General features: G+C 51.9%; 14 protein-coding genes. 13 read left to right on the forward strand and 1 reads right to left on the reverse strand.

Translation table 11 applies throughout. The annotated features are described in order from the left end of the window. The first annotated feature begins 118 nt into the window (after window positions 1-118). From kefG to slyD, 4 genes are all read left to right on the forward strand, one after another. Entirely contained in the window at window positions 119-673 is a 555-nt protein-coding gene (kefG, locus tag E2L00_RS18385; protein ID WP_167614303.1) for a glutathione-regulated potassium-efflux system ancillary protein KefG, read from the forward strand. Beyond that, entirely contained in the window at window positions 673-2,478 is a 1,806-nt protein-coding gene (gene kefB, locus E2L00_RS18390; protein ID WP_167614277.1) for a glutathione-regulated potassium-efflux system protein KefB, read from the forward strand. The genes kefG and kefB overlap by 1 nt, the downstream gene beginning before the upstream one ends. A gap of 12 nt (window positions 2,479-2,490) precedes the next feature. Next, entirely contained in the window at window positions 2,491-2,691 is a 201-nt protein-coding gene (locus E2L00_RS18395; RefSeq protein WP_167614279.1) for a YheV family putative zinc ribbon protein, read from the forward strand. Window positions 2,692-2,785: 94 nt separating this feature from the next. After that, the gene (slyD, locus tag E2L00_RS18400) at window positions 2,786-3,370 is read left to right on the forward strand and encodes a peptidylprolyl isomerase (RefSeq protein ID WP_167614281.1); all 585 of its coding nucleotides are present in this window, start codon (window positions 2,786-2,788) and stop codon (window positions 3,368-3,370) included. A 62-nt stretch (window positions 3,371-3,432) separates the two neighbouring features. Here the strand turns inward: slyD and E2L00_RS18405 are convergent, their stop codons facing one another. Continuing rightward, window positions 3,433-3,651, reverse strand: a complete 219-nt coding sequence (locus E2L00_RS18405) for a protein SlyX (RefSeq protein ID WP_167614283.1) — start codon at window positions 3,649-3,651, stop codon at window positions 3,433-3,435. Between the two features lie 226 nt (window positions 3,652-3,877). Between E2L00_RS18405 and fkpA the strand changes: the two genes are divergently transcribed. The 9 genes from fkpA to E2L00_RS18450 form a co-directional block, all read left to right on the forward strand. Next, window positions 3,878-4,696 (forward strand): FKBP-type peptidyl-prolyl cis-trans isomerase, encoded by an 819-nt coding sequence (gene fkpA / locus E2L00_RS18410; RefSeq protein WP_167614285.1) that lies wholly within the window; start codon window positions 3,878-3,880, stop codon window positions 4,694-4,696. Window positions 4,697-4,875: 179 nt separating this feature from the next. Next, window positions 4,876-5,604, forward strand: a complete 729-nt coding sequence (locus E2L00_RS18415) for a helix-turn-helix transcriptional regulator (RefSeq protein WP_167614287.1) — start codon at window positions 4,876-4,878, stop codon at window positions 5,602-5,604. Beyond that, entirely contained in the window at window positions 5,605-5,991 is a 387-nt protein-coding gene (gene tusD / locus E2L00_RS18420) for a sulfurtransferase complex subunit TusD (RefSeq protein ID WP_167614289.1), read from the forward strand. Then, on the forward strand, window positions 5,991-6,350 hold the full coding sequence (gene tusC, locus E2L00_RS18425; RefSeq protein ID WP_167614291.1) for a sulfurtransferase complex subunit TusC: 360 nt from the start codon (window positions 5,991-5,993) through the stop codon (window positions 6,348-6,350). The genes tusD and tusC overlap by 1 nt, the downstream gene beginning before the upstream one ends. A 7-nt stretch (window positions 6,351-6,357) precedes the next feature. Next, the gene (gene tusB, locus E2L00_RS18430) at window positions 6,358-6,645 is read left to right on the forward strand and encodes a sulfurtransferase complex subunit TusB (protein ID WP_167614293.1); all 288 of its coding nucleotides are present in this window, start codon (window positions 6,358-6,360) and stop codon (window positions 6,643-6,645) included. Between the two features lie 124 nt (window positions 6,646-6,769). Then, window positions 6,770-7,144 (forward strand): 30S ribosomal protein S12, encoded by a 375-nt coding sequence (rpsL, locus tag E2L00_RS18435; protein WP_003023654.1) that lies wholly within the window; start codon window positions 6,770-6,772, stop codon window positions 7,142-7,144. Between the two features lie 95 nt (window positions 7,145-7,239). Continuing rightward, window positions 7,240-7,710, forward strand: coding sequence for a 30S ribosomal protein S7 (gene rpsG, locus E2L00_RS18440; RefSeq protein WP_017803037.1), 471 nt, complete (start codon window positions 7,240-7,242; stop codon window positions 7,708-7,710). Between the two features lie 93 nt (window positions 7,711-7,803). Then, window positions 7,804-9,918 carry an elongation factor G gene (gene fusA, locus E2L00_RS18445; protein ID WP_167614295.1) on the forward strand — a complete coding sequence of 705 codons (2,115 nt, stop codon included), beginning with the start codon at window positions 7,804-7,806 and terminating at the stop codon, window positions 9,916-9,918. Window positions 9,919-9,988: 70 nt separating this feature from the next. Beyond that, on the forward strand, window positions 9,989-10,302 hold a 314-nt coding region (locus tag E2L00_RS18450; RefSeq protein WP_044643658.1), incomplete at its 3' end, for a GTP-binding protein.

Raw genomic sequence — 10,302 nt, forward strand, 5'->3', positions numbered from 1 at the left:
CGCCGTATGTTCAGAGTATGTTAAATTGTCATTCTATTCAGGTAACGTGATGCGTTGGGTATCGCGTCGGGCTGCATGGTAGCCCAAAAAAATCACTATGACGACGCCCTGGAGGGTAATGATGTCGCAGCCGCCGAAAGTTTTGCTGCTGTATGCCCATCCGGAATCTCAGGACTCGGTGGCAAACCGGGTTTTGCTCCAACCGGCCGGGCTACTGGAAAATGTTACCGTGCATGATCTTTATGCGCACTATCCCGATTTTTTTATCGATATCTATCATGAACAAGCCTTGCTGCAAAAGCATGACGTTATCGTCTTTCAACACCCGCTTTATACCTATAGCTGCCCGGCGCTACTTAAAGAGTGGCTGGACCGCGTGCTAAGCCGCGGCTTTGCCAGCGGCGTGGGAGGCACCGCTCTTGCGGGAAAGTACTGGCGGAGCGTCATCACTACGGGAGAACCAGAAGGCGCTTACCGTCACGATGGCTTTAACCGTTTTCCGCTAAGCGACATTTTGCGGCCTTTTGAACTCACTGCGGCGATGTGCCGTATGCACTGGATGAATCCCATCGTCGTTTATTGGGCGCGACGCCAGTCCCCACAGGAACTGGCCAGCCACGCGAAAGCCTATGGCGAATGGCTGGCTTCGCCGCTACCGCCGGGAGGACGCTGATGCACAGTTCTGAGCTATTGTTCGCTGGAGTCTTGTTTTTATTCGCGGCGGTCGTCACCGTTCCTGTTGCTGCCCGTCTGGGCATTGGTGCGGTGCTGGGCTACCTGCTGGCGGGCATCGCTATCGGGCCGTGGGGCTTAGGTTTTATCAGCGACGTGGAGGAAATTCTTCACTTCTCTGAGATGGGCGTGGCGTTCCTGATGTTCATCATTGGGCTGGAGCTGAACCCTTCAAAGCTCTGGAAGCTACGGCGTTCGATCTTTGGCGTTGGCGCAGCGCAGGTTGTCCTGAGCGCCGTTATCCTCGCCGGGCTGCTGATTCTGACAAAATTCTCCTGGCAGGCCGCTGTTATTGGCGGTATCGGGCTTGCGATGTCTTCGACCGCGATGGCTTTGCAACTGATGCGCGATAAGGGGATGAACCGTAACGAAGCGGGGCAGCTCGGGTTTTCCGTACTGCTGTTTCAGGATCTGGCTGTTATTCCCGCACTGGCGCTTGTGCCGCTGCTGGCGGGCAATGACAACGGCCACACGGACTGGATAAAGGTCGGTTTTAAGGTGCTTGCTTTTGCCGGCATGCTGATTGGTGGCCGTTATCTGCTGCGGCCTCTGTTCCGTTTTATTGCCGGTTCTGGCGTGCGTGAAGTCTTTACGGCTGCGGCGTTGCTGCTGGTGCTGGGCTCGGCTCTGTTTATGGATATGCTGGGTCTTTCAATGGCGCTGGGGACGTTTATTGCGGGCGTGCTGCTGGCGGAAAGCGAATATCGGCACGAACTGGAAATCGCCATCGATCCGTTTAAGGGATTATTGCTGGGGCTGTTCTTTATCTCCGTTGGGATGGCGCTGAATCTGGGCGTGCTCTATACCCATTTATTATTCGTGATCCTCGGCGTTATTGCGCTGGTGGCGGTGAAGTTCGGAGTACTCTACGGTATCTCCCACGTTTATGGTTTGCGTAGTTCTGAAAGGCTGCAGTTTTCCGGCGTGCTGAGCCAGGGCGGGGAGTTCGCTTTCGTCCTTTTTTCTACCGCCTCTTCGCAGAAGCTGTTTCAGGGCGATCAGATGCCATTGCTGTTGGTTACGGTCACGCTATCCATGATGACCACGCCATTATTAATGAGGGGCGTGGATGCCGTGCTTGCGCGGCGTTTTAACAGCGATGAAGAGCCGGCCGAGAAGCCTTACGTTGAAGATGACCTTCCGCAGGTGATTATCGTTGGCTTCGGGCGTTTCGGGCAGGTGATTGGCCGTCTTTTAATGGCCAATAAAATGCGCATCACGGTGCTGGAGCGGGATATCAGTTCCGTTAGCCTGATGCGTAAATACGGTTATAAAGTTTATTACGGCGACGCGACAGAGCTTGAACTGCTGCGCTCGGCGGGTGCGGAAGCGGCAAAATCTATTGTTATTACCTGTAACGCGCCGGAAGATACGATGAGGATCGTTCATTTGTGTCAACAACACTTTCCGCATCTGTCGATTCTGGCGCGCGCCAGAGGACGCGTCGAAGCGCATGAGCTGTTACAGGCAGGCGTGAAACAGTTCTCGCGCGAGACGTTTTCCAGCGCGCTGGAGTTAGGGCGCAAGACCCTGATGACGCTCGGTATGCATCCTCATCAGGCGCATCGTGCGCAACAGCATTTTCGTCGTCTGGATATGAGCATGCTGCGCGAGCTTATGCCAATCCATACCGATACCGCGCAGATTTCCAGAGTGCGGGAAGCGCGTCGGGAGCTGGAAGAGATTTTTGAACGCGAAATGCAACAAGAGCGTCGCCAGTTTGATGGCTGGGACGAATTCGAATAGAAGGTGAAGCCAATGTCAGTGCGCAAGCGTTTTATTGCCGGGGCAGTGTGCCCTCATTGCCAGGCGCAGGATTCTCTTGCGATGTGGCGCGAGAATAATGTTGATATTGTTGAGTGCGTTAAGTGCGGACACCAGATGCGTGAAGCGGACAAACAGGCCCGTGAACATGTACGCGAGCAAGAGCAGGTGATCGGCATTTTTCATCCGGACTAGCGAGATCCCCCGAGTTTTTTTAAGCTTAAGGGTACACCGGCGTCGATTTCCGCTACAATCGTCGCCAGTTTTTTTCCCACGCTCAGGAGATATCATGAAAGTAGCAAAAGACCTGGTGGTCAGCCTGGCCTATCAGGTACGTACAGAAGACGGTGTGTTGGTTGATGAGTCTCCGGTGAGTGCGCCGCTGGACTATCTGCATGGTCACGGCTCCCTGATTTCAGGGCTGGAAAACGCGCTTGAAGGCCACGTTGTTGGCGATCGTTTTGATGTGAGCGTAGGCGCTAACGACGCTTATGGTCAGTATGACGAAAACCTGGTACAACGCGTACCGAAAGACGTTTTTATGGGCGTTGACGAACTGCAGGTTGGCATGCGTTTCATGGCGGAAACCGACCAGGGGCCGGTGCCGGTTGAAATCACAGAAGTTGAAGACGACCACGTTGTGGTTGACGGAAACCACATGCTGGCAGGCCAAAACCTGAACTTCAACGTTGAAGTTATCGCAATCCGTGAAGCAACTGCTGAAGAGCTGGCCCATGGCCACGTTCACGGCGAGCACGATCATCACCACGAACACGGTGACGGTTGCTGTGGCGGTCACGGCCACGATCACGACCACGATCATGACCACGGTAAAGGTGGTTGTGGCGGCAACGGCGGCTGCGGTTGCCACTAAGCTTTATATAAGCGATAAAAAAGGCGTATCTCGGATACGCCTTTTTCTTTTACTGGAGCGAATTAATAGTGCGGAGGCGGAGTCTCCTCGGCCTGTGAGGCAACCATAGACGGCTGGCTGGCCTTCAATTTTTCAACCAGCAAACGAAAATGCTCGCGCAGTTTGACCATCTCCAGTTCGTGCGCCGTTACCGTCTGATTTAACTCTTCTATCGTTATCTCCTGGAACGCGAGACGACTCTCAAGTTCTTCCAGCCGTTGTTCGGTCGATTTTTGTTGCATGGCTTACCTCTTTGGCCTGCAGATGGACGATTTCCCGCGATTCTACTGAAAATTACCTCTCGTTACAGCGCCATTTGCCGCTGCACGAAACTTCTTTATACAAAAAGAGTCTGAATTTGACTCGATAACGAGCGCAGAGATTGTGTAGATTTCTCCCGCGACGTTATAGTACGTCTCTTAGTTGAAAATAACCTTGGGGTTAGAGGCCCCGGCCCTGGAGAAATGGATGAAATCATTGTTTAAAGTAACGCTTCTGGCGGCCACGATGGCTGTTGCCCTGAGCGCTCCGGCGTTTGCTGCTCCGGCCGCTGCCGCAAAAGATACCGCGGCTGCGCCTGCCAGCAATGCGGCATTCAAAAATGACGATCAGAAGTCTGCGTATGCGCTGGGTGCTTCGCTTGGCCGTTACATGGAAAACTCCCTGAAAGAACAAGAAAAGCTGGGCATCACGCTGGATAAAGCTCAGCTTATCGCCGGCGTTCAGGATGCGTTTGCCGATAAGAGTAAACTGTCTGACCAGGAAATTGAGCAAACTCTGCAGGCGTTTGAAGCGCGCGTGAAGGCTTCCGCTCAGGCGAAAATGGAAAAAGACGCGAAAGAAAATGCGGATAAAGGCAAAACCTTCCGTGACGCTTTCGCAAAAGAAAAAGGTGTGAAAACCTCTTCTACCGGTCTGCTGTATAAAATAGATAAAGAAGGCACCGGTGATGCGCCGAAAGACAGCGATACCGTAGTAGTAAACTACAAAGGTACGCTGATCGACGGTAAAGAGTTCGACAACTCCTACACCCGCGGCGAGCCGCTCTCCTTCCGTCTTGACGGTGTGATTCCAGGCTGGACCGAAGGCCTGAAAAACATCAAGAAAGGCGGCAAAATCAAAATGGTTATCCCACCAGAGCTGGCCTACGGCAAAACTGGCGTTCCGGGAATCCCTGCTAACTCTACGCTGGTCTTTGAAGTAGAGCTGCTGGATATCAAACCGGCTCCTAAAGCTGACGCCAAACCCGATGTTGCTGCTGAAGCAGAAGCTGCTAAAAGCAAGTAATCAGTGATTAACCGCCGCCTCCAGGGGCGGCGGTTTTTTATTTGTAGCGGCATATAATAATAAAGACTGGAAAGCGGGTCTTACGGTGTATTACCTTAGCGGTCAGCATTTCCTGAGTTTGAGTCTGCCCTGACACCATTAAAGCGCGACAGGCTCTCTGTAGAGGGTGGTATTTTTAAATGTCCAATTCGCTTTTAACCAACGAAACCAGTGAACTCGATTTACTGGACCAGCGTCCCTTTGAACAAACCGACTTCGAAATATTAAAATCCTATGAAGCGGTCGTTGATGGGTTAGCGATGCTGATTGGTTCCCATTGCGAAATCGTGCTGCATTCCCTTCAGGATCTGAAGTGTTCAGCAATTCGTATTGCAAACGGTGAACACACCGGGCGAAAAATTGGTTCTCCGATTACCGATTTGGCTTTGCGCATGCTCCACGATATGACCGGAGCAGATAGCAGCGTGTCTAAGTGCTACTTTACGCGCGCTAAAAGCGGCGTGCTGATGAAATCCGTTACTATCGCTATCCGCAATCGAGACCAGCGTGTGATTGGCCTCCTTTGCATCAACATGAACCTCGATGTACCTTTCTCCCAGGTTATGTCGACCTTCATCCCGCCAGAAACGCAGGATCAGGAAGGGCCGTCTTCGGTCAACTTCGCTTCTTCCGTTGAAGACCTGGTGATGCAAACGCTGGAATTCACCATCGAAGAGGTGAACGCCGATCGCAACGTCTCTAATAACGCTAAAAATCGCCAGATTGTTCTCAACCTGTACGAAAAGGGCATCTTCGATATTAAAGATGCGATTAACCAAGTGGCAGACCGTCTGAATATCTCTAAGCACACGGTTTATCTCTATATTCGCCAGTTCAAAAACGGTGATTTTCTGGGACAGGAAAAGTAAATGCGTTTCGCTATGATGGTGACCGGCCCGGCTTATGGCACGCAACAGGCGAGCAGCGCGTTACAGTTTGCCAGAGCTGTCGTTGACGAGGGGCACACCTTAAGCAGCGTTTTTTTCTATCGTGAAGGCGTACTTAATGCTAATGCGCTTACCACGCCTGCGAGCGACGAAGCCGATCTGGTGCGGGCGTGGCAAGAACTTCACGAGCGGCATGGCGTAGAGCTACATATTTGCGTTGCTGCGGCATTGCGCCGTGGCGTGATTGATGACGTCGAGGCAAAACAGCATGCGCTGTCCGCAAGCAATCTCCAGGCTGGTTTTACATTGAGTGGTCTGGGCGCGCTGGCGGAAGCCTCGCTCACCTGTGAAAGAATGGTGCAGTTCTGATGAAGCGCGTGGCTTTTGTGTTTACCTCCGCGCCTCACGGTACTTCCGCAGGGCGCGAAGGGTTGGATGCCCTGCTCGCCACCTCTGCGTTATCTGAAGATATCGGCGTTTTCTTTATCGGCGACGGCGTATTTCAGATTTTACCCGGCCAGCAGCCTGAAAAAATTCTTTCTCGCGACTATATCGCGACGTTTCGCGTGCTGCCGCTCTACGATATCGAGCAGTGCTACCTTTGCACCGAGTCTGCGCGAGTGCGCGGGTTATCTGAAAACAGTGCGTGGGTTGTGGATGTGAACCTTCTGAATCCGGATGCGCTGCGGGAAACGCTGCATCAGTTCGATATAATTCTTACTTTCTGAGGCGCACATGCTGCATATTTTACGCCACTCGCCTTTTAACGCCGATCCTGAAACGCTCCTGCGCTGTGTGAAGGCAGGAGACGATTTACTGCTGCTGCAAGATGGCGTGGTTGCCGCAATAAAAGGCAGTCGCTACCTTGAATTGCTGCTCGCTGCCTCCATATCTGTCAGCGCTCTGCGAGAGGATCTCGAAGCACGCGGCCTTACCGCTCAAATTTCATCCAAAATCGACGTGGTCAGCTATAATGATTTCGTCAGATTGACGGTTAAACACGAACGGCAGATGACCTGGTAATCCAGGATCGCTGTATATTTCTTGACACCTTTTCGGCTCAGCCCTAAAATTCTGCGTCCTCATATTATATGAGGTCGTTTTATTACGTGTTTACGAAGCTAAAGCTAAAACCAGGAGCTATTTAATGGCAACAGTTAACCAGCTGGTTCGCAAACCACGCGCACGCAAAGTTGCAAAAAGCAACGTGCCTGCGCTGGAAGCCTGCCCGCAAAAACGTGGCGTATGTACTCGTGTATATACTACCACTCCTAAAAAACCGAACTCCGCACTGCGTAAAGTTTGCCGTGTTCGTCTGACTAACGGTTTTGAAGTTACCTCCTACATCGGCGGTGAAGGTCATAACCTGCAGGAGCACTCCGTGATCCTGATCCGTGGTGGTCGTGTAAAAGACTTGCCAGGTGTTCGTTACCACACCGTTCGTGGTGCACTTGACTGCTCCGGCGTTAAAGACCGTAAGCAATCTCGTTCTAAGTACGGCGTGAAGCGTCCTAAGGCTTAATGGTTCTCCGTTAAGTAAGGCCAAACGTTTTATATTAATGTCAAACTTAACTCTTTGAGTTTTGGACAATCCTGAATTAACAACGGAGTATTCCCATGCCACGTCGTCGCGTCATAGGTCAGCGTAAAATTCTGCCGGATCCTAAGTTCGGATCAGAACTGCTGGCCAAATTTGTAAACATTCTGATGGTAGATGGTAAGAAATCTACTGCAGAAGCAATCGTCTATACCGCGCTGGAGACCCTGGCTCAGCGTTCTGGTAAAAACGAACTGGAAGCATTCGAAGTCGCTCTGGACAACGTTCGTCCGACTGTCGAAGTTAAGTCCCGCCGCGTAGGTGGTTCTACTTATCAGGTTCCAGTAGAAGTCCGTCCGGTTCGTCGTAATGCCCTGGCAATGCGTTGGATCGTAGAAGCTGCTCGTAAACGCGGTGATAAATCCATGGCTCTGCGCCTGGCGAACGAACTTTCTGATGCTGCAGAAAACAAAGGTACTGCAGTTAAGAAACGTGAAGACGTTCACCGTATGGCAGAAGCCAACAAGGCGTTCGCACACTACCGTTGGTAATCCCTTCGGAGTATTAGTCACCAGGCGGGCGCTTCATACAAGCTGCCCGCTTTGGGTTACTTAACTGAACGTCCCAGGATATAGAGGAATCAAATGGCTCGTACAACACCCATTGCACGCTACCGTAACATCGGTATCAGTGCACACATCGACGCCGGTAAAACCACTACTACCGAACGTATTCTGTTCTACACCGGTGTAAACCACAAAATCGGTGAAGTTCATGACGGCGCAGCAACCATGGACTGGATGGAGCAGGAGCAGGAACGTGGTATCACTATCACCTCCGCAGCGACTACTGCATTCTGGTCTGGTATGGCTAAGCAGTATGAACCACACCGCGTAAACATCATCGACACCCCAGGGCACGTTGACTTCACTATCGAAGTTGAACGTTCCATGCGTGTGCTTGACGGTGCGGTAATGGTTTACTGCGCAGTTGGTGGTGTTCAGCCACAGTCTGAGACCGTATGGCGTCAGGCTAACAAATACAAAGTTCCACGCATCGCGTTCGTTAACAAAATGGACCGTATGGGTGCTAACTTCCTGAAAGTTGTAGGCCAAATCAAATCCCGTCTGGGCGCGACTCCTGTTCCGCTTCAGCTGGCGATTGGTGCCGAAGAAGGCTTCACCGGTGTTGTTGACCTGGTGAAAATGAAGGCTATCAACTGGAACGAAGCCGACGCTGGCGTGACCTTCGAATACGAAGAGATCCCGGCAGACATGCAGGAACTGGCCGAAGAATGGCATCAGAACCTGATCGAGTCTGCGGCTGAAGCATCTGAAGAGCTGATGGAAAAATACCTGGGCGGCGAAGAGCTGACCGAGGAAGAAATCAAGTCTGCTTTGCGTCAGCGCGTTCTGAACAACGAGATTATTCTCGTGACCTGTGGTTCTGCGTTCAAGAACAAAGGCGTACAGGCAATGCTGGATGCGGTAATCGATTACCTGCCAGCACCTACAGACGTACCGGCTATCAACGGTATGCTGGACGACGGTAAAGACACGCCTGCTGAGCGTCACGCAAGCGACGAAGAGCCGTTTGCTGCTCTGGCATTCAAAATTGCTACCGACCCGTTCGTAGGTAACCTGACCTTCTTCCGCGTGTACTCTGGCGTGGTTAACTCCGGTGATACCGTAGTGAACTCCGTTAAAGCTGCTCGTGAGCGTTTTGGCCGTATCGTTCAGATGCACGCTAACAAACGTGAAGAGATCAAAGAAGTTCGCGCGGGCGATATCGCTGCTGCAATCGGTCTGAAAGACGTGACTACTGGTGACACCCTGTGTGACCCAGACAACGTTATCATTCTGGAGCGCATGGAATTCCCAGAGCCGGTAATCTCCATCGCAGTAGAACCAAAAACCAAAGCTGACCAGGAAAAAATGGGTCTGGCTCTGGGTCGTCTGGCGAAAGAAGATCCATCATTCCGCGTATGGACTGATGAAGAATCTAACCAGACTATCATCGCTGGTATGGGTGAGCTGCACCTCGACATCATCGTTGACCGCATGAAGCGTGAATTCAACGTTGAAGCGAACGTCGGTAAACCTCAGGTTGCTTACCGCGAAGCGATTCGCGCGAAAGTTACCGATATTGAAGGTAAACATGCTAAGCAGTCTGGTGGTCGCGGTCAGTATGGTCATGTTGTTATCGACATGTACCCACTGGAGCCGGGCTCAAATCCGAAAGGCTATGAGTTCATCAACGACATCAAAGGTGGTGTAATTCCTGGTGAATACATCCCTGCCGTTGATAAAGGCATTCAGGAACAGCTGAAGTCTGGCCCACTGGCTGGTTACCCGGTAGTAGACCTCGGCGTGCGTCTGCACTTCGGTTCTTACCACGACGTTGACTCCTCCGAGCTGGCGTTTAAACTGGCCGCTTCTATCGCCTTCAAAGATGGCTTTAAGAAAGCGAAACCAGTTCTGCTTGAGCCTATCATGAAGGTTGAAGTAGAGACTCCGGAAGAGAACACCGGTGACGTTATCGGTGACCTTAGCCGTCGTCGTGGTCAGTTGAAAGGTCAAGAATCTAACGCTACTGGCGTTCAGATTCATGCTGAAGTTCCGTTGTCTGAAATGTTCGGGTATGCAACTCAGTTGCGCTCTCTGACTAAAGGTCGTGCATCCTACTCCATGGAATTCCTGAAGTATGATGATGCGCCAAACAACGTTGCTCAGGCCGTAATCGAAGCCCGTGGTAAATAAGCCCAGGTTTTAAAACAATTATCCCGTGCTCTCTCCTCGAGGGGGGAGCACAACAGTAAGGAACATAGCCGTGTCTAAAGAAAAATTTGAACGTACAAAACCGCACGTTAACGTCGGTACTATCGGCCACGTTGACCATGGTAAAACAACGCTGACCGCTGCAATCACTACCGTTCTGGCTAAAACCTACGGTGGTTCTGCCCGTGCATTCGATCAGATCGATAACGCGCCGGAAGAAAAAGCTCGTGGTATCACCATCAACACTTCCCACGTTGAATATGACACCCCGACCCGCCACTACGCGCACGTTGACTGCCCGGGACACGCCGACTACGTTAAAAACATGATCACCGGTGCTGCGCAGATGGACGGCGCTATCCTGGT

The organism is Cedecea colo, assembly GCF_011808225.1.
Classification (GTDB): Bacteria; Pseudomonadota; Gammaproteobacteria; order Enterobacterales; family Enterobacteriaceae; genus Dryocola; species Dryocola colo.

Coding starts and splice junctions, on each gene's coding strand:
- kefB (WP_167614277.1), top strand. CDS start 673: ATGCACAGTTCTGAGCTATTGTTCGCTGGAGTCTTGTTTTTATTCGCG.
- rpsG (WP_017803037.1), top strand. CDS start 7,240: ATGCCACGTCGTCGCGTCATAGGTCAGCGTAAAATTCTGCCGGATCCT.
- slyD (WP_167614281.1), top strand. CDS start 2,786: ATGAAAGTAGCAAAAGACCTGGTGGTCAGCCTGGCCTATCAGGTACGT.
- fusA (WP_167614295.1), top strand. CDS start 7,804: ATGGCTCGTACAACACCCATTGCACGCTACCGTAACATCGGTATCAGT.
- fkpA (WP_167614285.1), top strand. CDS start 3,878: ATGAAATCATTGTTTAAAGTAACGCTTCTGGCGGCCACGATGGCTGTT.
- E2L00_RS18405 (WP_167614283.1), bottom strand. CDS start 3,651: ATGCAACAAAAATCGACCGAACAACGGCTGGAAGAACTTGAGAGTCGT.
- tusC (WP_167614291.1), top strand. CDS start 5,991: ATGAAGCGCGTGGCTTTTGTGTTTACCTCCGCGCCTCACGGTACTTCC.
- E2L00_RS18395 (WP_167614279.1), top strand. CDS start 2,491: ATGTCAGTGCGCAAGCGTTTTATTGCCGGGGCAGTGTGCCCTCATTGC.
- rpsL (WP_003023654.1), top strand. CDS start 6,770: ATGGCAACAGTTAACCAGCTGGTTCGCAAACCACGCGCACGCAAAGTT.
- tusD (WP_167614289.1), top strand. CDS start 5,605: ATGCGTTTCGCTATGATGGTGACCGGCCCGGCTTATGGCACGCAACAG.
- E2L00_RS18415 (WP_167614287.1), top strand. CDS start 4,876: ATGTCCAATTCGCTTTTAACCAACGAAACCAGTGAACTCGATTTACTG.
- tusB (WP_167614293.1), top strand. CDS start 6,358: ATGCTGCATATTTTACGCCACTCGCCTTTTAACGCCGATCCTGAAACG.
- kefG (WP_167614303.1), top strand. CDS start 119: ATGATGTCGCAGCCGCCGAAAGTTTTGCTGCTGTATGCCCATCCGGAA.